Origin of the sequence: Alloiococcus otitis ATCC 51267 (assembly GCF_000315445.1) — a bacterium.
Lineage (GTDB): Bacteria > Bacillota > Bacilli > Lactobacillales > Carnobacteriaceae_A > Alloiococcus > Alloiococcus otitis.
This window is the reverse complement of sequence record NZ_JH992958.1, coordinates 389,201-411,729: the sequence shown is the minus strand read 5'-3', so window position 1 is coordinate 411,729 and position 22,529 is coordinate 389,201. Positions and strand designations below refer to the sequence as shown.

General features: G+C 43.3%; 32 protein-coding genes. All 32 read right to left on the bottom strand.

From position 1 onward, the window contains the following. Window positions 1-145 precede the first annotated feature (145 nt). Window positions 146-592: a 50S ribosomal protein L17 gene (gene rplQ / locus HMPREF9698_RS04445; protein WP_003777726.1), complete on the bottom strand. Its 447-nt coding sequence runs from the start codon at window positions 590-592 to the stop codon at window positions 146-148. Window positions 593-614: 22 nt separating this feature from the next. Next, the gene (locus HMPREF9698_RS04440; protein WP_003777724.1) at window positions 615-1,556 is read right to left on the bottom strand and encodes a DNA-directed RNA polymerase subunit alpha; all 942 of its coding nucleotides are present in this window, start codon (window positions 1,554-1,556) and stop codon (window positions 615-617) included. 66 nt (window positions 1,557-1,622) lie between these two features. After that, window positions 1,623-2,024 (bottom strand): 30S ribosomal protein S11, encoded by a 402-nt coding sequence (rpsK, locus tag HMPREF9698_RS04435; protein WP_003777722.1) that lies wholly within the window; start codon window positions 2,022-2,024, stop codon window positions 1,623-1,625. A 29-nt stretch (window positions 2,025-2,053) separates the two neighbouring features. Further along, on the bottom strand, window positions 2,054-2,419 hold the full coding sequence (gene rpsM, locus HMPREF9698_RS04430) for a 30S ribosomal protein S13 (protein WP_003777720.1): 366 nt from the start codon (window positions 2,417-2,419) through the stop codon (window positions 2,054-2,056). 25 nt (window positions 2,420-2,444) lie between these two features. Beyond that, the gene (gene rpmJ / locus HMPREF9698_RS08655; RefSeq protein ID WP_083860993.1) at window positions 2,445-2,558 is read right to left on the bottom strand and encodes a 50S ribosomal protein L36; all 114 of its coding nucleotides are present in this window, start codon (window positions 2,556-2,558) and stop codon (window positions 2,445-2,447) included. Window positions 2,559-2,662: 104 nt separating this feature from the next. Then, window positions 2,663-2,866, bottom strand: coding sequence for a translation initiation factor IF-1 (gene infA, locus HMPREF9698_RS04425; protein WP_425386751.1), 204 nt, complete (start codon window positions 2,864-2,866; stop codon window positions 2,663-2,665). 100 nt (window positions 2,867-2,966) lie between these two features. Then, window positions 2,967-3,620, bottom strand: a complete 654-nt coding sequence (locus tag HMPREF9698_RS04420) for an adenylate kinase (protein WP_003777716.1) — start codon at window positions 3,618-3,620, stop codon at window positions 2,967-2,969. Between the two features lie 55 nt (window positions 3,621-3,675). Beyond that, the gene (gene secY / locus HMPREF9698_RS04415; RefSeq protein WP_003777714.1) at window positions 3,676-4,986 is read right to left on the bottom strand and encodes a preprotein translocase subunit SecY; all 1,311 of its coding nucleotides are present in this window, start codon (window positions 4,984-4,986) and stop codon (window positions 3,676-3,678) included. A gap of 4 nt (window positions 4,987-4,990) precedes the next feature. Next, window positions 4,991-5,428 carry a 50S ribosomal protein L15 gene (gene rplO / locus HMPREF9698_RS04410; protein WP_003777712.1) on the bottom strand — a complete coding sequence of 146 codons (438 nt, stop codon included), beginning with the start codon at window positions 5,426-5,428 and terminating at the stop codon, window positions 4,991-4,993. 32 nt (window positions 5,429-5,460) lie between these two features. Continuing rightward, window positions 5,461-5,643: a 50S ribosomal protein L30 gene (gene rpmD, locus HMPREF9698_RS04405; RefSeq protein WP_040292468.1), complete on the bottom strand. Its 183-nt coding sequence runs from the start codon at window positions 5,641-5,643 to the stop codon at window positions 5,461-5,463. 12 nt (window positions 5,644-5,655) lie between these two features. After that, window positions 5,656-6,159: a 30S ribosomal protein S5 gene (gene rpsE / locus HMPREF9698_RS04400; RefSeq protein WP_003777709.1), complete on the bottom strand. Its 504-nt coding sequence runs from the start codon at window positions 6,157-6,159 to the stop codon at window positions 5,656-5,658. A 22-nt stretch (window positions 6,160-6,181) separates the two neighbouring features. Next, a complete protein-coding gene (rplR, locus tag HMPREF9698_RS04395; protein ID WP_083860992.1) occupies window positions 6,182-6,550 on the bottom strand; it encodes a 50S ribosomal protein L18 in 369 nt (122 codons plus the stop codon). A 73-nt stretch (window positions 6,551-6,623) separates the two neighbouring features. Continuing rightward, window positions 6,624-7,163 carry a 50S ribosomal protein L6 gene (gene rplF, locus HMPREF9698_RS04390; protein WP_003777704.1) on the bottom strand — a complete coding sequence of 180 codons (540 nt, stop codon included), beginning with the start codon at window positions 7,161-7,163 and terminating at the stop codon, window positions 6,624-6,626. Window positions 7,164-7,193: 30 nt separating this feature from the next. Continuing rightward, window positions 7,194-7,592, bottom strand: a complete 399-nt coding sequence (rpsH, locus tag HMPREF9698_RS04385) for a 30S ribosomal protein S8 (RefSeq protein WP_003777703.1) — start codon at window positions 7,590-7,592, stop codon at window positions 7,194-7,196. 33 nt (window positions 7,593-7,625) lie between these two features. After that, window positions 7,626-7,811: a type Z 30S ribosomal protein S14 gene (locus tag HMPREF9698_RS04380; RefSeq protein WP_003777700.1), complete on the bottom strand. Its 186-nt coding sequence runs from the start codon at window positions 7,809-7,811 to the stop codon at window positions 7,626-7,628. A 20-nt stretch (window positions 7,812-7,831) separates the two neighbouring features. Beyond that, window positions 7,832-8,371 carry a 50S ribosomal protein L5 gene (gene rplE / locus HMPREF9698_RS04375; RefSeq protein ID WP_003777698.1) on the bottom strand — a complete coding sequence of 180 codons (540 nt, stop codon included), beginning with the start codon at window positions 8,369-8,371 and terminating at the stop codon, window positions 7,832-7,834. A 31-nt stretch (window positions 8,372-8,402) separates the two neighbouring features. Continuing rightward, window positions 8,403-8,705, bottom strand: a complete 303-nt coding sequence (gene rplX, locus HMPREF9698_RS04370; RefSeq protein ID WP_003777696.1) for a 50S ribosomal protein L24 — start codon at window positions 8,703-8,705, stop codon at window positions 8,403-8,405. Between the two features lie 27 nt (window positions 8,706-8,732). Then, a complete protein-coding gene (gene rplN / locus HMPREF9698_RS04365; RefSeq protein WP_003777694.1) occupies window positions 8,733-9,101 on the bottom strand; it encodes a 50S ribosomal protein L14 in 369 nt (122 codons plus the stop codon). A gap of 35 nt (window positions 9,102-9,136) precedes the next feature. Then, window positions 9,137-9,400, bottom strand: a complete 264-nt coding sequence (rpsQ, locus tag HMPREF9698_RS04360; protein ID WP_003777692.1) for a 30S ribosomal protein S17 — start codon at window positions 9,398-9,400, stop codon at window positions 9,137-9,139. Window positions 9,401-9,434: 34 nt separating this feature from the next. Then, window positions 9,435-9,629 (bottom strand): 50S ribosomal protein L29, encoded by a 195-nt coding sequence (gene rpmC / locus HMPREF9698_RS04355; protein ID WP_003777691.1) that lies wholly within the window; start codon window positions 9,627-9,629, stop codon window positions 9,435-9,437. Continuing rightward, window positions 9,619-10,050, bottom strand: a complete 432-nt coding sequence (gene rplP / locus HMPREF9698_RS04350) for a 50S ribosomal protein L16 (protein ID WP_003777689.1) — start codon at window positions 10,048-10,050, stop codon at window positions 9,619-9,621. The genes rpmC and rplP overlap by 11 nt, the downstream gene beginning before the upstream one ends. A 3-nt stretch (window positions 10,051-10,053) precedes the next feature. After that, the gene (gene rpsC / locus HMPREF9698_RS04345) at window positions 10,054-10,710 is read right to left on the bottom strand and encodes a 30S ribosomal protein S3 (RefSeq protein WP_003777687.1); all 657 of its coding nucleotides are present in this window, start codon (window positions 10,708-10,710) and stop codon (window positions 10,054-10,056) included. 3 nt (window positions 10,711-10,713) lie between these two features. Continuing rightward, window positions 10,714-11,070 carry a 50S ribosomal protein L22 gene (rplV, locus tag HMPREF9698_RS04340; protein WP_003777685.1) on the bottom strand — a complete coding sequence of 119 codons (357 nt, stop codon included), beginning with the start codon at window positions 11,068-11,070 and terminating at the stop codon, window positions 10,714-10,716. A gap of 21 nt (window positions 11,071-11,091) precedes the next feature. After that, window positions 11,092-11,367: a 30S ribosomal protein S19 gene (gene rpsS / locus HMPREF9698_RS04335; protein ID WP_003777684.1), complete on the bottom strand. Its 276-nt coding sequence runs from the start codon at window positions 11,365-11,367 to the stop codon at window positions 11,092-11,094. Between the two features lie 42 nt (window positions 11,368-11,409). After that, on the bottom strand, window positions 11,410-12,255 hold the full coding sequence (rplB, locus tag HMPREF9698_RS04330; RefSeq protein WP_003777682.1) for a 50S ribosomal protein L2: 846 nt from the start codon (window positions 12,253-12,255) through the stop codon (window positions 11,410-11,412). Window positions 12,256-12,287: 32 nt separating this feature from the next. After that, complete coding sequence (gene rplW, locus HMPREF9698_RS04325) at window positions 12,288-12,581, bottom strand: 50S ribosomal protein L23 (protein ID WP_003777680.1); 294 nt, start codon at window positions 12,579-12,581, stop codon at window positions 12,288-12,290. Beyond that, complete coding sequence (rplD, locus tag HMPREF9698_RS04320; protein ID WP_003777678.1) at window positions 12,581-13,204, bottom strand: 50S ribosomal protein L4; 624 nt, start codon at window positions 13,202-13,204, stop codon at window positions 12,581-12,583. Before rplD ends, rplW begins: the two co-directional genes overlap by 1 nt. 25 nt (window positions 13,205-13,229) lie before the next feature. Then, the gene (rplC, locus tag HMPREF9698_RS04315; RefSeq protein WP_003777677.1) at window positions 13,230-13,862 is read right to left on the bottom strand and encodes a 50S ribosomal protein L3; all 633 of its coding nucleotides are present in this window, start codon (window positions 13,860-13,862) and stop codon (window positions 13,230-13,232) included. 37 nt (window positions 13,863-13,899) lie between these two features. After that, complete coding sequence (gene rpsJ, locus HMPREF9698_RS04310; protein WP_003777675.1) at window positions 13,900-14,208, bottom strand: 30S ribosomal protein S10; 309 nt, start codon at window positions 14,206-14,208, stop codon at window positions 13,900-13,902. A gap of 444 nt (window positions 14,209-14,652) precedes the next feature. Then, window positions 14,653-17,769, bottom strand: coding sequence for a GA module-containing protein (locus HMPREF9698_RS08450; RefSeq protein ID WP_003777673.1), 3,117 nt, complete (start codon window positions 17,767-17,769; stop codon window positions 14,653-14,655). Next, a complete protein-coding gene (locus tag HMPREF9698_RS09185) occupies window positions 17,762-21,418 on the bottom strand; it encodes a S8 family serine peptidase (RefSeq protein ID WP_003777671.1) in 3,657 nt (1,218 codons plus the stop codon). The genes HMPREF9698_RS08450 and HMPREF9698_RS09185 overlap by 8 nt, the downstream gene beginning before the upstream one ends. A 308-nt stretch (window positions 21,419-21,726) precedes the next feature. Further along, entirely contained in the window at window positions 21,727-22,170 is a 444-nt protein-coding gene (locus HMPREF9698_RS04295; protein WP_003777669.1) for a MarR family winged helix-turn-helix transcriptional regulator, read from the bottom strand. Between the last annotated feature and the right edge of the window lie 359 nt (window positions 22,171-22,529).

Below are 22,529 nucleotides of genomic sequence, written 5' to 3'. Positions count from 1 at the left end.
CCGCAAATTATTATGTATAAAAAAAGAACTTTGATATATGGGTTTTCCTGGAAGCAAGTTGCCTCCAGGAAAACGAGAGCTAGACACTTGGAACTAATGAGTCCCATCATCGTAACGCTCCATACATCTAAAGTTAGTTAAAAGTTTATTCTTCTTCTGCTACAACTTCTTCAACATCGTCATCTTCGTCGATAGAATCGGTGTCGCCTTTAACAACGAATTCCAAGACAGCCATTGGAGCATTGTCACCGCGACGAGGTTCAGTGTTCAAGACACGAGTGTAGCCACCATTACGGTCTTCAAAACGAGGAGCAATGTCGTCAAATAACTTTTGTAGCGTTGATTGAACAATAATTTCTTCTTCTGTTTCACCTACAGTTGCCAATTCATTGCGCAAGAAAGCAGCAGCTTGGCGACGAGCATGCAAGTCACCACGTTTGCCTAAGGTCACCATTTTGTCTGCGAGACGTTGGGCTTCTTTGGCACGAGTTTTTGTGGTAATGATGCGTTCATTAATAACTAAGTCGGATACTAAATCGCGAAGCATGGCTTTTCGTTGTGAACTTGTACGTCCGAGTTTACGGTATCCCATTTTACTATTCCTCCTTTACCTACTATTCTTCTTTCAAGCTTAGGTCTAAGTCATCAAGCTTGTTTTTAACTTCTTCTAATGACTTACGTCCGAGATTACGGACCTTCATCATTTCTGGTTCAGTTTTGTCCGTTAGTTCTTGGACAGTATTGATGCCAGCACGTTTCAAACAGTTGTAAGACCGAACAGATAAATCAAGCTCTTCGATGGTCATCTCAAGCATTTTTTCTTTCTGGTCTTCTTCTTTTTCAACCATAATGTCCGCTTCACGTGCTTGCTCAGTTAAGTTAATGAAGATGTTCAAGTGTTCATTCATGATCTTAGCCGCTAGACTCAAGCCATCCTCTGGGGAAATGGATCCATCTGTCCAAATATCCAAGGTTAACTTATCATATTGCTCGCGCTCACCAACGCGGGTGTCTTCAACAGTATAGTTGACACGACTAATTGGGGTATAAATTGAATCAATTGGCAAAACACCGATTGGCATATCATCATGCTTGTTGTGCTCTGCATTCACATAACCTCTACCAGTTTCTGCTTCCATCCGGATGTGTAAATGACCACCTTCAGAAACAGTACACAAGTATAGGTCTGGATTCATAATCTCAACATCACTATCAGTAATAATATCAGCTGCTGTCACTTCAGCAGGGCCTTCAATATCCAATTCAATTGTTTTTGTTTCTTCAGTATGAAGTTTTAAAGCCAGTTTTTTCAGGTTTAAGATGATGGAAGTCACATCTTCAACCACACCATCAATAGCAGTAAACTCATGCAAAACACCATCAATTTGAATATTGGTGACCGCAGCACCCGGTAGTGATGATAATAAGATACGGCGCAAGGAATTCCCTAAGGTAGTCCCATAACCACGTTCCAATGGTTCAACAACAAACTTACCAAATTTGCCATCTTCACTGATCTCTACTGTTTCAATTACTGGCTTTTCAATTTCGATCATCTACCCATTTACCCCTTTCAAAACGTTAGTACATGTAATGAACATTATCATCTACTAGGCAATTCATTAAACGCGACGACGTTTTGGAGGACGGCATCCGTTGTGTGGGACTGGTGTCACGTCTCTGATAGCTGTAATATCTAGACCAGTAGCTTGAAGTGAACGAATTGCAGATTCACGGCCTGAACCAGGACCTTTAACTGATACTTCAACAGATTTCATACCATTTTCCATGCTACCTTTAGCTGCAGCTTCAGCCACCATTTGAGCAGCGAAAGGAGTTGATTTACGAGATCCTTTAAAGCCTAGCTGTCCAGCAGATGACCAAGAAATGGCATTCCCTTGAACATCTGTAATCATAACGATTGTGTTGTTAAAAGTAGAACGAATGTGGGCTACACCATGTTCAATATTCTTTTTGGCACGACGTTTACGTGAACCTTGGCTTCTTCTTTTAGCTTTTGCCATACAATATACCTCCTAACTTTTTAATTTAATTATTTTTTCTTACCAGCAATTGCAACAGCTGGGCCTTTACGGGTACGGGCATTGTTTTTGGTTCTTTGACCACGAACGGGTAGGTTACGACGGTGGCGGATACCACGGTAGGAACCAATTTCAGTCAAACGTTTGATATTTTGACTTTTTTCACGGCGCAAGTCACCTTCAACTTTTAGCTTGTCAACCTCACGACGGATGGCATCCAATTGGTCGTTGGTCAAGTCACGGACACGGATTTCTTCTGGAACGCCAGCATCCGCTAAAACTTTTTGAGCAGTTGATTTGCCGATACCGTAAATGTAAGTCAATGAAATAACAATGTGTTTATCACGGGGAATATCTACACCGACAATACGTGCCATAATTTACACCTCCTATAAATTTAAATTAGCCTTGACGTTGTTTGTGTTTAGGGTTTGAGCAAATAACCATAACCCGTCCATTTCGACGAATAATTTTGCATTTGTCGCACATTTTTTTAACTGATGGTCTTACTTTCATTGGATTAACCTCCTTCGTTTTCGCTTCAAGACACCCACTTGCCAAGCAGGATAAGCCCGCCTAATCTTAGGCAAGGGGGATTAGCCTAGTTAGCTCGGGGTCAATTATTTATAACGGTAGGTTATGCGGCCTTTAGAAAGATCATAGGGAGACATTTCGACAGTGACCTTGTCCCCAGGTAAGATACGAATGTAGTTCATTCTGATTTTACCTGAAACATGAGCAAGAATTTCGTGACCATTTTCAAGTTCTACCTTAAACATAGCGTTTGGCAGGGTCTCAAGAATAGTCCCTTCAACTTCTATCATATCTTCTTTTGACACGAAATTTCCTCCTTTGAGGTTTCTGTTCCACTTGCTTTTATCCTAGTTTCGACACTCTTACAATTGTATCACAAAAAAACAAGTACTACAAGTTTTGATCCAAGATTTCCTTGACATCCTCAAAGACATCATTCGGGTCCCCTTGACCGTCAACCCTTGCGACAATACCCCGGTCCTTGTAAAAGTCAACGAGGTCATTAGTTTGGTCTTCGTTAACCTGAATTCTGCGTTTAACTGTCTCTGGTTTGTCGTCATCACGCTGGTAAAAATCAGTAGAGCCACAAACGTCACAAACGCCCTCTTTTTCAGGTTGCTTGTTATTCTTGTGGTAGGTAGCCCCGCAATTAGAGCATATAAAGCGTCCGGTCAGTCTTTCCAGGAGGATTTCTTTATCCACTTGGATGTACAAGACTGTGTCCAGCGATCTACCTTTGTCTTCCAGCATGTCTTCCAAGGCTTGAGCCTGGTTGATTGTGCGAGGGTAACCGTCTAGCAAGAAGCCAGTCTGGGCATCATCCTCATCTAAACGTTCTTCCACAATTCCGTTGGTGACCTGGTCAGGTACCAAGTCGCCAGCATCCATGTATTTCTTAGCTTCCTTGCCAAGTTCTGTTTCATTTTTCATGGCTGCCCGGAACATGTCCCCGGTTGAAATATGAGGCAGGTCGTATTTCTTAGTAATTCTTGCTGCTTGTGTTCCCTTGCCGGCACCTGGCAAGCCTAATAAGATTAAATTCATAAAGTCCTCCATTAATGTGTCCTGCAAGGAATAAGGTCAAGCTTAAGCTAACACCTTATTCCTCACTTTTTTGGTAGGATTGAATAAATCCTTGGTAGTTGTTCTTGCTCAACAAGCCTTCAAGCTGTCGCATGGTATCTAAACCGACACCGACAACAATGAGTAAGCTTGTACCGCCTAGGGTAATGGAAGAAGGCAAGTTCCAGAAATTGGAAGCAATAATCGGTAGGACTGAGATAACTCCCAAGTAAAGAGCTCCTACCGTACTTAAGCGAATGAGCATGTAGGAAATGTAGTCTTCCGTTGCCCGCCCTGGTCTAACACTAGGAATATAGGCATTTTGTTTTTGCAAGTTTTCAGCAACTTTCTCCGGATTAATCTGGATAAAGGCATAAAAGTAAGTGAAGGCTACAATCAAAATGGTATAGAAGATAGCCCCAATTGGTTCTTCCAAGCTGAAAATACTAGTCGCTACCTGGAACCAAGTCGAATCCTGGCTACTTTGAGCAAACAGGTTTAAGAAAATTTGCGGTGTCATGATAAAAGAACTGGCGAAAATAACCGGGATAACACCAGCTGAGTTAACTTTTAATGGTAAAGTCGCATCTCCAGCTGATGAAGCACGTTTAGAATACCGCACTGGAATATTCCGTTTGGCATTTTCCATCCAGGTGACAAAAATGACTAGGGCAATTAAAGCAAGCATGACGAGGGCAAAGACAAGTACTGATTGGATGAGTTCGTCCCCGGCATTGCCGACCTGCACCCGGTAAAAGTTGATCAAGTCCTGCGGGATAGTCGCAACAATACCAGCAAAGATGATCAAGGAGGTCCCATTGCCGACCCCATGGACGGATATCATTTCACCCAGCCACATGACCAGCATGGTCCCTGCAGTCAAAATAATAGCGATGGTAATATACGTTGCTGCATTTGGATTTCTGACGAGACCAAAGTCGGCCAAGGCATTAAAACCAATCGAGATCCCTAAGCCTTGTAAGAAACCTAAAGCGATTGTCCCATACCGGGTGACATTGTTCAGCTTACGCCGGCCAACTTCACCTTGCTCTGACCATTCCTTAAACTTGGGTATAACATCCATCTGTAGTAATTGGACAATAATGGATGCAGTAATATAAGGCGAAACACCTAGAGCAAAAACGGAATAACTGGATAAGGCACCCCCACCAAATGTATCAAGGAGGGTGAAGAGTCCAGTTTCTGATAATTCATTTAATGCTGAGGCATCAACACCAGGAACCGTAATGTGGGTCCCGATTCGAAAGACGAAGAGCAAGGCCAAGGTGAAAAAAACTCGGCCACGAACTTCTTTCTCGGTGAATGCCCCTTTTAATATTTTGAACATTCCCTTAGATCACCTCAACTGATCCTCCGGCGTTTTCAATTGCTTCTTTAGCTGCAACTGAGAATTTGTGCGCCTTCACAGTTAATTTGCGGTCTAATTCGCCTTTAGCTAAAACTTTAATACCGGATTTTTGATTTTTGATAATTCCTTTGTCTTTCAGAAGTTCTGGTGTAACTTCAGTGCCTTCATCTAATTCGTTTAAAGTTTTTAAGTTAATAATCGCATATTCTTTACGATTAACATTGGTGAAGCCTCGTTTAGGCAATGTTTGGAAAAGTGGAGTTTGACCACCTTCAAAACCTAGACGAACATTTCCACCAGATCTTGATTTTTGACCGTGTTCACCTCGGCCAGCTGTATTACCTTGTCCACTAGATGAGCCTCGACCGACCCGTTTACGGGCTTTTCGAGCTTGGGGAGCTTTTAATTCGTGAAGTTTCATAACCTGGCACCTCCTTTATTCAAATCTTTTACTTAGTTGACTTCTTTAACTTCTACTAAATGATCGACGTGTTTGATTGCGCCACGAACCGCTTCGTTATCAGGTCTGATAACACTAGAATTAACCTTACCAAGTCCCAATGCCTTGATAATCTTGTGTTGGTTTTGTGGACGACCAATCAAACTTCGCTTAAGGGTTATTTCTAAGTTTGCCAATGTGTCCACTCCTTATCCTTGTAAGTCTTCAACTGAGACGCCACGCAATTTAGCTACTTCTTCAGCAGTTTTTAGTTGCGAAATGGCATCCAAGGTCGCACGAATCATGTTAATTGCTGTGTTAGACCCAATTGATTTACTAGTTGCATCAGCCACACCAGCAAGTTCTAAGACGGCACGGACTGGTCCACCGGCTGAAACACCAGAACCAGCAACAGCAGGTTTGAGTAAGATACGACCACCAGCGTGCTCACCAATCACTTCGTGTGGGATGGTTGTACCAACGCGAGGGAGATAGATAAGGTTTTGTTTCCCATCTTCAACAGCCTTTCGGATAGCTTCTGGCACTTCAAGAGCTTTACCAGTTCCTAAGCCGACATGGCCATCTCCATCGCCAACAACGACAACTGCCGCAAATCGTAAGTTACGTCCACCTTTTACAACTTTCGTTACTCGGTTGATTTCAACCAAACGATCTTCTAGGTCTAATGTTGAAGGATCAATGTTTGATACCATAGTCTATTTTCCTCCTTTTTGCTTAAAAATCTAGTCCATTTTCACGGGCTGCATCTGCTAAGGCTTGGACCCGGCCGTGGTATTTGTAACCGCCACGGTCAAAAACGACTTGTTCAATATCGTGTTCTTTAGCCCGTTTAGCCACTAATTCGCCTACCAAGGCAGCTTGCTCGGTTTTGCTTTCGGAATTGGAAACTTCGCTGTCCAATGTAGATGCACTTGCGAGCGTTACACCCTCTACGTCATCAATAACTTGAGCGTAGATGTTTTTGTTTGAACGAAAGATGTTTAAACGTGGGCACTCAGCAGTACCAGAAAGATTGCGACGAATCCGTTTATGTCTTTTTTTACGCACTTTATTTTTATCTGGTTTTGAAATCACAATTGTCACCTCTTTATTCTATTTTGTCTGGCAATAGAAGACGATCGTCCAGTCTTGCTTATTCACTAGCTTATTCACTAGCCTATTTACCAGTTTTACCTTCTTTACGGCGAATTTGTTCATCGGCGTATTTAATCCCTTTACCTTGGTAAGGTTCAGGTGGTCTAACTCCTCTAACTTTGGCTGCTAGTTGACCAACCGCCTCTTTGCTAGCACCCTTAATGACGATTTCGGTGTTAGATGGAACTTCAATCTCAATACCGTCAGGCTGTTCAAATTCTACTTGATGGGATAGCCCAACATTTAAGACCAATTTGTTCCCTTGTTTTTGGGCACGGTACCCAACCCCGTTCAATTCTAATTTTTTGCTAAAACCATTGGCTACCCCTTCAACCATGTTAAAGACTAAAGACCGGGTAGTTCCGTGGGCAATACGGTTAGCTTTCGAATCATTGGGACGTTCACAAACAATGTCTTGGTCAGAAACATTAATTTCAATACTTGGGCTAAGGCTACGGGTAATTTCGCCTTGTTTGCCCTTAGCTGTAAGGACGTTCCCCTCTTTTAAAGATACTTCAACGCCTTCTGGAATATTAATAGGTTTATTTCCGATACGACTCACTGACCGGCACCTCCTTAATAAATAAATTGTTTACCAAACGTATGCTAATACTTCGCCACCGATTTTTTTAGCACGAGCTTCTTTATCAGTAACGACACCTTGGGAAGTTGAAATAATAGCAATCCCCAAGCCATTTAAAACTTTGGGTACTTCTTCTGCATTAGCATAGACACGTAACCCGGGTTTAGAAATACGCTTGATCCCTGTAATGACCCGTTCTTTATCTTGTCCATATTTCAATTGGATACGAACAACATCCTGCTTATTGTCTTCAATGACTTCTACATCTTTGACAAAACCTTCAGCTTTAAGGATGTCGGCCATACTTTTTTTAACATTAGATGCAGGGATTTCCACACTTTCGTGGTGTGCATCACTAGCGTTACGAACGCGAGTTAAGAAATCTGCAATCGGATCTGTCATGACCATTCAAAGTAGCCTCCTTTATCAGTAATATTATTTTTACCAGCTTGCTTTTTTAAGGCCTGGGATTTGTCCTTTATGAGCAAGTTCACGAAGACAAACACGGCATAATTTAAATTTTTTGTAGACAGCATGAGGTCGTCCGCATCGTTGGCAACGGGTATATTCACGAGTAGAAAATTTTGCTGGTTTTTTAGCTTTTTCAATCATTGCTTTTCTAGCCATTTCGTTATAACCTCCTATTTTTATTTTCTAAAGGGCATACCCAATTCTCTGAGTAATTCGCGTCCTTCTTCATCAGTGTTAGCTGATGTGACGATCACAATGTCCATGCCGCGTACTTTATTCACTTCATCAAAGTCGATTTCAGGGAAAATCAGTTGCTCTTTAATTCCCAGAGTGTAGTTCCCTCGGCCGTCAAAAGAGTTTTGGCTGACGCCGCGGAAGTCCCGCACCCGTGGTAATGAAATCGTAACTAATTTGTCCAAGAATTCGTACATTCTTTGACCACGCAAGGTTACCTTGGTACCGATTGGCATACCATCACGTAAACGGAAAGCTGCAATAGATTTTTTGGCCTTGGTGACGACAGGTTTTTGACCTGTAATTTTAGTCAAGTCTTCTACTGCATCATCTAGGTTTTTAGTGTTTGCAACTGCATCACCGACACCCATATTGACAACGATCTTCTCAACTTTAGGTGCTTCCATAATGGAAGTGTAGTCAAATTTATCCATTAGTGATGGGCGTACTTCGTTTTGGTATTTTTCACTTAATCGTGACATCTTTACTTGTCCTCCTTTCGCACTAAACTCATTAAACTTTTTTGCCAGATTTTTTAGCGTAACGAACTTTTTTGCCGTCTTCAAACCGGTAACCAACTCGAGTCGGTTCACCTGTTTCAGGGTCGACTAGTTGGACGTTGGATACGTGGATCGGGCCTTCTTCTTCAACGATCCCACCTTCGACTCCCATGCCAGGTCGTTGGTGTTTTTTGATGATATTCAAGCCTTCAACTTTAACTCGGTCTTGTTTTGGCAAAGCTTCAATAACCGTACCTTGTTTCCCTTTTTCTTTACCAGAGATTACTTGTACTTTATCTCCTGTTTTTACAAACATGTCTCGCACCTCCTAAACCATCTCTTTTTATAATACTTCCGGAGCTAACGAAATAATTCTCATGAAGTTGCTATCACGTAATTCGCGGGCAACTGGTCCAAAAATACGAGTTCCTCGAGGTGCTTTGTCTTCACGTACGATTACACAAGCATTCTCATCAAATTTGATATATGAACCATCTGGACGGCGCAAGCCAGTTTTTGATCGAACGATGACAGCTCGGGCTACATCACCTTTTTTGACAACGCCACCTGGTGTAGCATTTTTAACACTAACAACTACCTCGTCACCGATATTAGCTGTCTTAGCACCTGACCCTCCCAGTACTTTTACAACCAGTACTTCACGGGCACCAGAGTTATCAGCAACTTTCATACGACTTTCACTTTGAATCACGTTAGAATCCTCCTTTCAACTCAGACATACCAGTCTTATAGGATAACTGCTTCTTCTACTACTTCAACTAAACGGTATCGTTTGTCTTTGGAAAGTGGACGGGTCTCCATGATTCGAACTGTGTCGCCTTCTTTGGCAGTGTTATTTTCATCATGTGCCTTAAATTTAGTTGAGTATTTGATCCGTTTTTTGTATTTAGGGTGTTCTCGGGTTGTTCTGATTTCAACCACAATGGTCTTGTCCATTTTGTCAGAAACAACTTTCCCCACATACTCTTTACGCAAATTGCGGTCAGCCATTCTTTAACCTCCTTTAATGGAACTAGGGGACTGCTTATTGGGCAAGCTCAGCTTGTCTTAAAACAGTTTTCACACGAGCAATATTTTTCCGAACTTTTTTAATTTGGGCTGTATCTTCCAGCTGTCCTGTAGCCAATTGGAAACGTAAGTTAAAGAGTTCTTCTTTGTACTCCGCTTCTTTCTCAAGTAGTTCAGCAGTGGATAATTCTTTCAATTCTTTAGCCTTCATGTGATTCACCACTTTCTTCACGAGCTACCACACGAGTTCGCACTGGTAATTTCATTGAAGCAAGTCTCAAGGCTTCGTGAGCGACTTCTTCCGAAACACCACCGACTTCGAACATGATTTTACCACGTTTAACTGGAGCTACCCATTTTTCAGGAGCACCTTTACCGGAACCCATACGAACTCCGATACCTTTAGCAGTTACTGATTTGTGAGGGAAAATTTTAATCCATACTTTCCCACCACGTTTCATGTATCGGGTCATAGCAATACGGGCTGATTCAATTTGGCGGTTAGAGATCCACTTGGAGTCAAGTGACTGCAAACCGTACTGACCGTAAGCAACTTCTTTACCGCCTTTTGCTTCACCTTTCATTTTACCGCGAAATTCACGTCGGTATTTCACACGTTTAGGTACTAACATTGATTATTTTCCTCCTTCCTTGCTATCTTCAATTTCAGGAAGAACTTCTCCTTTGTAAATCCAGACTTTCACACCAATTTTACCGAATTGGGTATCCGCTTCGACGTTATCGTAATCAATATCAGCTCGGATAGTGTGAAGAGGAACGGTTCCTTCAGAGAATCCTTCTGAACGAGCCATATCTGCACCATTTAACCGACCAGCAACAAGTGTTTTAATTCCTTGAGCGCCATCACGCATAGCTCTCTGGATGGCTTGTTTTTGTGCTCGTCGGAATGAAATACGGTTTTCAAGTTGTTCCGCAATCGATTTAGCGACAAGTGTTGCATCGACATCCGGTTTTTTCACTTCGATGATGTTAACGTGAACGCGTTTGCCAGTTAAGTTGGCCAATTGGTTTCTTAAAGCATCGACTTCAGACCCACCTTTACCAATCACCATACCTGGTTTAGCTGTGTGGATCGAAATGTTGACCCGGTTCGCTGCACGCTCAATTTCAACGCGGGAAACCGAAGCATCAACTAGTTTGTCTGCAATGTAGTTTCGAATCGCCAAATCTTCGTGTAATTTGTCTGCAAAATCTTTTTCAGCATACCACTTTGCGTCCCAATCGTGGATAACGCCAACACGCAAGCCGTGTGGATTAATTTTAGATCCCATGCTTTAACCCTCCTTCTTCTCAGATACCACAACAGTAATGTGGCTTGTTCGTTTGTTGATTTTTGAAGCTGCACCTTTCGCTCTTGGACGGAAACGTTTTAAGGTTGGTCCTTCATTGGCATATGCTTCACTGACAAATAAGTCTTCGACATTCATGTCATAGTTGTGCTCAGCATTGGCAATAGCTGATTTTAAGACTTTTTCTACCGCTTCAGCTGCACCTCTATTGGTAAATCGAAGGATAGCAATTGCTTCACCAGCATCTTTGCCACGGATTTGGTCAACGACTAAGCGAACTTTACGTGGAGCAATTCGAATCATACGAGCAGATGCTTTAGCTTCTGTTACCTTGTCTGTCATGATTTTTCCTCCCTCCGATTATTATTTCTTAGTCACGCGGTCATCTTTACTGTGACCTCTAAATGTTCGAGTTGGTGCGAATTCACCCAATTTGTGGCCGACCATGTCTTCTTGAATGTAGACAGGGACATGTTTGCGACCGTCGTATACAGCAATTGTATGCCCAACAAAGTTTGGGAAAATAGTTGAACGACGAGACCATGTTTTGATTACTTTTTTATTGTCATCGTCCATAGCCTTTACTTTTTTCATTAAGTGATCATCGACAAAAGGTCCTTTTTTCAAGCTACGACCCATGTTACGCCCTCCTTACGGGAAAACCCATTTATTCTTCTCAGATTATTTGCTTCGTTTTTTAGTTCGGCGACGACGGACAATCAATTTATCCGACTTGTTTTTGCCTTTGCGTGTTTTCTTACCAAGGGTTGGTTTACCCCATGGTGAAACAGGACTTGGTCGACCGATTGGAGCACGACCTTCACCACCACCGTGTGGGTGATCGTTGGGGTTCATGACAGAACCACGGACAGTAGGGCGTTTCCCTTTCCAACGGCTTCGGCCTGCTTTACCAAAGTTGATGAGTTCGTGTTGTTCATTCCCAACAGAGCCGATTGTTGCCCGGCAGTTTGCTAGGATCAAACGGTTTTCACCTGAACTCAACTTAACGAGCACGTATTTGCCTTCTTTACCTAGGATCTTGGCACTTGAACCAGCAGATCGAGCAAGTTGTCCGCCCTTGCCTGGTTTTAATTCAAGGTTGTGGATGGTAGTCCCAACTGGAATGTTAGCTAGTGGCAAAGCGTTGCCCACTTTAATGTCAACATCTTCTCCAGAGAAGATCTCTTGTCCAACCTTGATTCCTTTTGGTGCTAGGATGTAGCTTTTAACTCCATCATCATATTGGACCAAGGAAATATTAGCTGAACGGTTCGGATCGTATTCAACTGTTTTAATAACACCGCGGACACTATCTTTTCGACGTTTAAAGTCGATCACACGGTATTTGTGTTTGTGGCCTCCGCCTTTGTGACGGATAGTAATTTTACCAGCATTGTTTCGACCAGACCCTCTTTTTTGTGGTTCTAGCAAGCTTTTTTCTGGTTTGTGAGTCGTAATTTCGGAGTTATCGAGCGTAGTCATATTACGACGTCCATTAGTGATAGATTTATAACTTTTAATCGCCACGGTCTTCCCCTCCTTAATTTGTTTTCAAAGTTTTATTCTTCTTCGTCACCAAAAACATCAATTTCATTTGATGATTCGGTTAGGCTAACAATGGCTTTACGTTTGCGTTTAGTGTAACCATTGTAGCGACCCATTCGTTTTGGTTTACGGGCAGTGTTGACGATATTAACTTTTAAGACATCAACATCAAATAATTCTTCAACGGCTTTTCTAACTTGAACTTTAGTAGCACGAGCGTCCACTTCAAATGTGTATTTTTTATCTTCCATAGCATACATTGATTTTTCAGTGATCACTGGTCGCTTGATGATATCATGTGCTGACATTATTGAAGTGCCTCCTCTACTTGTTCCAGAGCAGCCTGGGTAAGGATTAAGTCGTCATGACCAACAACATCCAGCACAGATACATTATCAGGGGCTACTACTTTAACTCCTGGGATATTTCGTGCGGATAGGGCAGCAAATTCGTTGTCTTTTTCTAACACGACTAATGCTTTGCGGTCGACTTCTAATTGGTCTAGTAGGGCTCTGAAATCTTTTGTTTTTGGTTTGTCAAATTCGAGTTTGTCAATGACAGATAGCTCTGAATCAATGACTTTTTGTGAAAGTGCAGATAAAATCGCTAAACGGCGAACTTTCTTCGGTAATTTGTAGCTGTAAGAACGTGGTGTTGGTCCAAATACGACACCACCGCCACGCCAGATTGGTGAGGTGTTAGACCCGTGACGAGCACGACCAGTCCCTTTTTGACGCCATGGTTTACGTCCACCACCACGAACAGCGCTTCGGTTTTTGACCGAATGAGTTCCTTGTCGTTGTGAGGCTTGTTGCATAATAATGGCATCATACAAGACGTTATCGTTTGGTTCGACACCAAAGATTGTATCGTTTAAAGTGATTTCACCATTCTCTTTTCCTTCTTGGTTAAATACGGTTACTTTAGGCATTGGTTAATCCTCCCTTCCGAGTATTTTAGTTTGATTTTTTAGCTGTTCGAATTTCAACTAGGGATTTTTTAGCACCCGGTACATTCCCTTTAATCAAGAGAACATTGCGGTCGGCATCAACGCGGACAACTTCTAGGTTTTGGACGGTTACTTGGTTACCACCCATACGACCTGGTAATTTTTTGCCTTTGTAAACACGAGATGGGTCAGCAGCCATGGCCATAGCACCTGCTTTTCGGTGGTAATGAGACCCGTGAGTTTCAGGACCCCGACTTTGGCCGTGACGCTTGATGGCACCTTGGTATCCTTTACCTTTTGAAGTACCGGTTACATCAATGATGTCGCCTTCTGCAAATGTTTCGACTGTAATTTCGCTACCGACTTCAACCTCTCCTAGCTCAGCATCACGAAATTCGCGAACGAAGCGCTTAGGAGCAGTGTTAGCTTTTTTAACATGACCTTGCTCAGCCTGGTTAGACAAAACATTTCGCTTGTCATCGAAACCAACTTGAACTGCATCGTAGCCGTCTGTTTCAGAAGTTTTAACTTGCAAGACTACGTTGGGTTTAGCTTCAACGACAGTAACAGGCACTAATTCACCATTTTCTGCGAAAATCTGTGTCATACCGACTTTTTTCCCTAAGATTCCTTTGGTCATGATTACACCTCCATATTTAATATGATTGATTTAGTCTTTAAAGTTTAATTTCAATGTCAACACCAGATGGTAGGTCGAGTTTAGTTAGGGCATCGACTGTTTTTGGTGTCGGGTTAACAATATCAACGACACGTTTGTGGGTACGCATTTCGAATTGCTCACGTGAATCTTTGTGTTTGTGTGGTGAACGAATCACTGTAAATAATTTTCGTTCAGTTGGCAATGGAATAGGGCCAGCAACCTTGGCACCTGTTCTTTCTGCCGTTTCAACGATTTTAGATGCTGATTGATCTAACACGCGATGTTCGTATGCTTTCAAACGGATACGGATTTTTTGTTTTGCCATGTTATTCCCTCCTTCGCTTACTTTAAAAATAAACTGGCTCCATGAAAATTTCCGCACACCCTCCACATGGCAATGCATCCGGGTGTGTCGCAACCTCTCACTTCTTGGCCTGCTATCTATGAATCGCACCCCTGTATGGGTGTTTCATGGTTTTTAGCTGCTTCAATGGGCATGCTAAAAAAAGCTTATCTCTTCCATAGACACTCTTGACATTATACAGACTCTGCTAGGTACTTTCAAGTTTTTCTTAAAGTTTTTCGTTATTTTTGCCAAGAGTTCGCTTTTGGGATGGTTTTTATTCAATAGAAGAAAAAACCGAAAAACCCTGCCAAGTATGCTAAGCATAAATGGCTGGGTTCTCGGACTAAGCTTATCCATCAAGCTATTCCATAAAAATGTCTTCTTTATTTACTTATCACTATCGAGAGAATATAATTAATCAATTTACCCTTTCTTCTTTTTACCAGCAAATAAACCGCCCACTAGGTTGGTTAAGCCTAACATGCCTAAAATCCAAGTCCCTGTAGCTGTTTTCGGCAAGACCTGTTTGTCTTGACTTGGCGAATCTTCTCTCTGCTTGGTCTGACTCGTTTTTTGGCTCAGGTTTTTCTTAGTTAGACTTGCTTTCTTTTTGTTTGGTGGATTACTTGCTAAGACTGGATCAGCATTAGGTTTTGTGCTCCCAGCTTGGTCTGAAGCTGGAATTTTTTTATCAGAAATAGTGGTGTGATCTGGATCTCTTGCTTCATCTAGTTTTATTGGAAAGTCAACTTCACCAAGAGCTTTTTTGACTTCAGGAGAGTCATCTTTTGGTGTTTCTAGACTTGGACCGTCTGCTCCTTCTTGATCATCAGATCCTAAACTCCCCTTACTTGGATCCTCTACATCTGGAGCTTCCGGACTTGGAACTCCTACAGTCGGATTAGCCCCTTCGTCAGTCCCTGAATTTGAGTCCTGGTCTTGGGAGCCACTTTCGTCGGGAGATGTAGCATCCTCATCGGAGTTAATGATGTCAAGTTTAACCTGGTCTGGGTCAACTGATCCTGAATCTCCTTGACCTTCCTTGTCGTCCTCTGCTTCTGGGTCAGGTTTGACTCCATTATTTCCTGGTCTCCATTCAAAGACGGGCGCTAAGAAGTCATAAACTGAATCAACTGAAGTCTCACCTTCTCGTGGGTAAGACTCTTCTGGGTTGGAGTCATCCGGAATGCTCTCATTATCTTCCCTTTCCTTGTCATCATCACCTGTCTTTCCAGGATCAACTTGGTCAGGGTTCTGACCTTGTGGATCACTCGGTTTTGGTGTCCCCTCACTAGGGCTAGGTTCATCTTCATGTATTCTTGACAATAGGTCTTTTAAGGCTTGGATAGCTTGGTTTAATTTCACTTGAAGTGCTGCTTCACGCTCTCGACTTGCTTTTGCTTGATCATTTAATTGTTTCTGAAGATTTTCTAACTTAGCTTTTAGGTCTGCTTGCTGCTGCGCTCTGGCTTCTTCTTTTTCTTTCAGAAGAGCTTTAAGCTCTTCTTCACGCTGGTCAGCAAGTTCAACTTGTCTGATCAACTCAGCCTGTAATTCAGCTACTTGTTGTCGGCTCGCTTCAATTTGAGCTTTCAGGTCTGCTTGAGCTTCTAGTTGAGCCTGAAGGGCCGCTTCCCTCTGGCGAGCTGCTTCAGCTTGGGCTTCCAACTGTTCTTGGAGGGCTGCTTCCCGTTGACGGGCCTCTTCCGCTTGAGCATCCAATTGAGCTTGGACTTGTCTGACAAGGTCTGCTAGCTCAGCTTCCAAGTCACGAGTATGTTTTCCTAGCTGGTCTTCTAACTCTTCCACTCGTTCGCGTGTTGCTTTTGGCTGGTCAATCAACCGTCCTTCTAGTTCTGCTAACACAGCTTGTAATTCAGCTGTCTGCGCAACTAGTTGAGCTTGAAGTTCATTTACTTGCTTAGCTAGTTGTGCCTGTAAATCTTCTAACAATTGACGAGTAGTCTTACTTTGTTCCTCTAATTGAGACTCTAAACCAACGAGTCTAGCCTGAAGTGTTTCAGCCAATTTCTGACTAGCTTCTACTTGGGCTTGAAGGGCTGCTTCCCGCTGACGAGCTGCTTCAGCTTGGGCTTCCAATTGTGCTTGAAGGGCCGCTTCCCGCTGGCGAGCTACTTCTTCCTGGGCTTCTAACTGAGCCTGGAGTTCTGCTTCCCGTTGACGGGCTGCTTCGGCTTGAGCTTCCAACTGTGCTTGGAGGGCTGCTTTTTCTGCCTCCTGGTTAGCAAGAAGGGCATCATTATTGGCTTTTAGGGCCGACTCGATGACCGCATTCACTTCTTCAGGTGTTGTAGCAGCTTCAACCCGGTCTAGGAAACGACTTGTCTCTTGGTCAGACAATTCAGACAATTGATCGACCAGTCTGCGAGCTAGGTCCTTGCTTGTAGCCAAGGCTTGTTGGGCAAGCAATTGTTCCAAGCGTTCATTTTCCAGTCTTTCCCGTGCCAGTTCATCAGCTTGTCTAGCTTCTGCAAGAATAGCCTGGACGTTTTCTAAACTATCTGCTGCTTCAATTCTCCTTGCAAAGTCACGGCTTTGGTCTTCAGGCAGATTTTCCAGTTGTCCTAATTCATCTAAGGCCACTTGTTTAGCTTGGTTTAGTTGGGCTTGCCGTTCTGCTTCAGCCTTTGCTTGTTCATTTTCTTCACGGGCAGCAGAAACAAGGGTGGTTACCGCCTCAACTGATTCAGCACCAGCAATAGCTTCCAAGTATTGGTTTTTTCGGTTTTCATCTAAAGCTTCTAAGTCATTAATCTGGCTGCTTGCCTGGTCTTTAACCCGGGCTAATGTTTCAGCTGCCTCTAACTGGGCTTGCCGCTCTGCTTGCAGGTCTTCTGCTTCACTAACCACTCTAGCAATAGCTTCAAGACTATCAGCTAAGTCAATCTGGTCGTTGTATGCCAAAACTTCTGCTTCACTTAACAAGGTCAATTCAGATACCCGGTCTTTAGCGACTGTCCGGTCTTCTGCTAGGGTATCTAATAAGTTTAGTCTTTCTAAAGTGCCCCTCAAACCAGCTGTCATGTAATCAACATCTTGTTGGAGCGCTTCGGGATCTTCATAAACTGATTCGGCTCTTCTTAAGACAGAATTAAGTAGATACTGGTCTACAAATTCCAATTGTGACTGGTCGACTCCTCGGGCATAGTCAATCAATTGACCCAAGTCAGACTTGTCAACTTCTTCTCGTCTAACCTCCACTACTAACACATTTTGAGTGGAATCTACTGTCACTTGCTGGCCGTTTTGGTCTGAAACATATCCCTCTGGCAATTGGACTCTAAGAACATAGTCACCAGCCCGGACCCTTACCTGATGAACAGTATTAACGTAGCTGGTTTGTGGGACCAAGCTTGCATGACCTAGTCCATCAACCAAGTAAATAGCGCCCCCGGCAGGCAGAGGCTCGTTTAATTCGATTCGAACGTCCACTTGTTCTACAAGATTGACCAAAAATTCAACCTCTTGCCAAGAATTGTCTTCAGTGACAAAGAAGGTTTGAACTGGTTCATTAACCAAGTCTAAATACTCCTCGTTCATCGTTCATCAAGAAAACTTCAGCTGTATAAGCCCCATACGGCAAACGTCTAACATTCTGCTTGTTTAATCCTTGTAGGCGGTGCCCTTCGACTATGTTGCCTTCCTCATCCCTTATACGGACTCGGAGTCCCATTCCAGTTAAATCTTGACCTGTCCTAGCATCCGTTAATTTAAATTCAACTACACCACCTTGACCATGCAGGATATCAGATAGGAGGGTCACCGAAGTATTTCCCGCATAGTCTTCTAAGTGAAGGTAGGCATTGACGGCGAAAAGATCGACTTGGTCAGGAATAGTGAAAGAATGGTTGCCATGACCATTTAAGTAAATAGCTGGACGAGTATCTTGGACTAATCCCAAAGAAAGAAGTCTTGAATCTGGGGGATTACCGATCATAATTCGAGTTCGGTAGGGGTTCAGGCCCGGGTAGACATTTTCGACTTCCCGGAGGGTTAAGAGTCTGGTGTCCTCATCAAAATCAGCACCACTTGCACGAGGTTTTGTTCTGCTGACATGGATATTAAAGGACAGGAGTTGGTTCAAACTACCTGGAACCTGTGACCGAACAGTTATATCGTAGCGGTAGAGCCCATCTGCCACAGGCCGGCCCCAGAAATCTTGTCCCTCCCAAATGGATGATAAGACAAAAGATGATTTAGGACTAAAAGGGGTCCCTCCAAAATAATTCTTAATACCCCAAGCTGGCTGGCTGACCCAAACTAATTCTGCTTCCCCCAAGTCATTTAAGGCGTAAACGCTAGCCCTGAAGTCTTCATAGTTACGCAAGAAGACACCGTTGAAACCAAGGAAGTCTTTGCTTCCGTCATTATCAGGTGAAATTGCCAGGGTTACCTCTTCGTCTGAGTCCAATGAAGCAATGGTGTCCAGACCCAAGTTCAAAAGGTAATTGCCCTGGTTGGTAATCAAAGTTGTAAAGTTTGGCGTTGTCGTGTTATTGGATAAGTCTACAAAATAGAATGGTGTGTCAGAGTAGTCAGTCGTCATGTCAAAGTCAAAATCGTAAACGGGTTTTTCAACAACATCTAGGTTGGCAAAATCTCCCCTAAAGCCTACAAATGGAATGCTAGCTAAAAGTGGATCCTGACTAGTTCCGAAACTGACAAAGCCTTCTAGGAAGTAACCATTTGGCATGTCTCTGGATAAAGTTTGGGCAAACTCCCGAGCGTCAATACTGATGGTTACAATCTCATGACTGTGGGCTGGCACCAAAACTTGCCCTTCAGGGATATCTTTTAGGTGGCGAGGTTCTAAAGCAAAGACCTTACCCAAGATACTATCCTCCACAGCATCAGTAGTCAGGTGACTGGTGATATTTAACAACTTGTCTTCATTAGAAATATTGTAGACCTTAATGTCGAATTCAAACCGGTCGCCGACATTACGCAAAGAAATACTTGGATAATTATCAAGACCAGTGAGGTATACTCCTGAGTTCAAAGCATTATCAACATCGATAAGACCAGCACCTTGCTGACGTGGCGAGGTAAAGGCTCCTCTTTCGGTATTATAGTGGGGTCTGGCCGAACTCATTAAAAGAGCCTTCACCAAACTTGACAGCTCTTCCCCTTCAAGCCCAGGATATAAATCAGGTAAACGCTGGTTTAACAAGGCTACAGCTCCAGCAACGTGAGGCGAAGCCATACTAGTCCCACTCATGGATTGGTAATCATTATTGTTGACCGCCCCATAGATATTGCCCCCTGGCGCTGCGAGGTCCGGCTTGAGTTCCCCATCTGCTGTCAAGCCCCAACTAGTAAAGTTGGTTGGTTGACCAGCGTTGGGGTTTTTAAACCGCAATTTTTCGCCTGTAAAACTCAAAAGGTGACTTTCCTGGTTGTCTATCAAGACTTGGCCTACATCGTAAGTGACCCCAATAATTGGGTAGCCTTCCAAGCCTTCTATCCCCATATTAACTGTCGTACCATCGTTTACATTATTATAAATCACAACTCCAGCTGCTCCTGCTTGACGAGCAAATTGGGCTTTTTCTGTAAAGGTAATTTGACCCCGGCTGATAAGGGCAAATTTACCAGTCAGATCCACCCCTAGTAACTCACTAGGTGTTCCAAGGCCAACGTGTTCATAGGCAAAGGCTTGTCCAGCATAGGCAGGTGTTTCTAAAGTAGCCTCACCGCCATTAGCCACAATAGTATAAGGCAGGCTGGTCACCTGTCCGTCTTGGTCAACCAAGTTCATCACATCATTGACTAACCAGTCTGATTCAAATGCTGCAACAGAAATGGAATCGCGCGAAGTTGAAGGTGTCCCAACAACTCCATAATCGGGGTGTTGGGCCCGGGGCTTGCTATGACCGTCTCCAAAACTGTTCTCATTCCCAGCTGCAATGACTACGGACACACCTTGGCGCCGGGCTTGGGCAATAGCTCGTTCCAGGGCTCCAGAGGTTTCGTATTGCGACCCAGCAACTGCCCCTAAACTCAAGTTAATACTGGAAGCCCCTAAGGCCACTGCATCCTCAATAGCTTGGACATATAAGTATTCACTGGTTCCAGCACCGTTCACATCTGAAAAGACCCGCATAAACATCAATTGGGCTTCCGGTGCAACCCCATGGACATTGTAACGTGAAGCTGGATTGGCCTCTGTCCCGATATCGAGAGCTTGAGGGGTGTTTCCAACTGCTGAATCTGAAACGTGGGTCCCGTGAGAAGCTTGGGCAAGTTCAGAAAGGTTGTCATTAACATCATTGTAGTTATGACCAAAAATGACCTTATTATTAAACCAACGGCCATAATCAATACCAGCCGCTGCTTTAGCCTGGTTTAATTCCTCTTCTGTCCGGTAGAGGGCTTGGTCTGGGTCTGAAAGGGGGGCAAAGGCATCATGGTCGACATATAAACCGGAGTCAATAATCGCAACAACTTGTCCTTGACCTCGGTAGCCATCTGACCAGGTTTGCTGTAAGTTCACTTGGTCGCTACGGTAGGAAACTAACTGGTCTCTTGCTTGATCAGCCGGGTTCTCAGTCTCCACTTCTACAGGGGAAAGGACTGTAGTCCCAACTCTAGCCAAGTCAGTCGCCCCATTCTCTTGCCAATCAACCTGGTTTGGATCACTGCTTTTCTGGTCCTCATAAGAAGCAGAATCCTGGTTCTCACTCCTTGCCTCAGCTTCTCGGTCTTTGCGGTCTGCTTCTCCATTAACTGACTCTTGAACCTGAGCTTCCTGACCAGAAGTTTGGACCTCCTGAGCTGAAGGACTTGACTGGTCTTCCTTGTCTTCTGCCGTTAAACCTTCATTTGGTCGACTAGGTTTAAGGCCTTCTCTAAAAGACTCTGGCAAAGCTGAACCAGGTTCATCATAGCCCTGATCATATTCAAATTCTTGCCAAGTCCCTTCGCCATTATCTGTCTCTTCCTCTAAAGCTTCTTCAAGTCCTCTCAATTCAACTGACTCCGCAGAATCCGTGTCACTAACCCCTACAGGATCAGCTAAAAAGTCGAGTCCGCTAGTCAACTGGTCTTCCTCCAGGTCACCAGCCGGATCTTGCGCTGAGACTTGAAGGGAATTAGCTCCTAAAAGTAGGCCACTGACTGCTAGCGAGACCGTTAGCCACTGACCATTTTTCTTGCGCAGTAACTTCATACAAGCACACCTTCTTTATGTATTTTTAATATGAATTCTATTATATATAACTCATATAGAATTCATATATAATTATTATAGACAAATGTCATTAAAGTTCAATAATAATACATCTTATTTTTGAAAAATAATTTGATAATGCAACTTTTATTTTACTGCTATGATAGGATTTACACTTGTCCTCCATTATAAGGCCACTTGCCTTCCTTCAATTACCTTCTCATTTCAATTACAAAATCACCACATAAAAAAGCAAGCCCGGACTAGGCTTGCTTTTCCATCTATTTTATATGGTCAAAACGTATAGCTTACTTTTTCTTTAGCAAAAATTGCTGGAGGTTATTCAACCCCTTGGTCAAGACTTCCACTTCTTTAGGGTCTAAACCAGTTAAGGTTTCTTCCACCATTTCTTGGTGGAAGTTTTTATGGACCTGGTAGATGGCTTGGCCTCGGTCAGTTAATTGGAGTAGGACTACGCGACGGTCCTTGTCCGATTTGACTCGTTTCACATAACCTTTTTTCTCAAGTCCTTGGATGGCTACGGTCAAGGTCCCAGGGGTGACTTTTAGGTTTTTAGCTACCTGGTTGGAACTCAAACTCCCATCCTGGGCGATGGCTTCGATGGTATGCATTTCTTTAAGGGTTAAATCTGAAAACCGGCTCTTTTTAAGTACCCTTTCTTGAATTTCAAGAATCTCATTAAAAATCAAAACCAGTTGGTCGTTGACGCGGTTTACTCTATCCTGGTCCATGTCCTTACCCCTTTAATAACAGATTCACTTGCCTAGCAAGCTATGTCTCGCCATAGATAATTCTATTATAGCACAGACTAAGACAGATGACGGATAAGTTTAGGCTAGGCTTAGACCGATAAAACAAGAAATCGAGTAGGAGACTAGCCATTAATTGGCTAGTCGACCTCTCACACCACCGTGCGTACGGTTCCGTACACGGCGGTTCAATATCTTGCGTAAGCAGACTCAGCGATAGTGCTTAGTGGAACTAAGCCCCACTTGCTGAGTCTTTCTGTTGTTATTGCACGATGAAATTCATGTGTGCATGACAGTCGCCAGTACTTTTTGCGTGAATACGCAATCCGTTTGGCTGAATC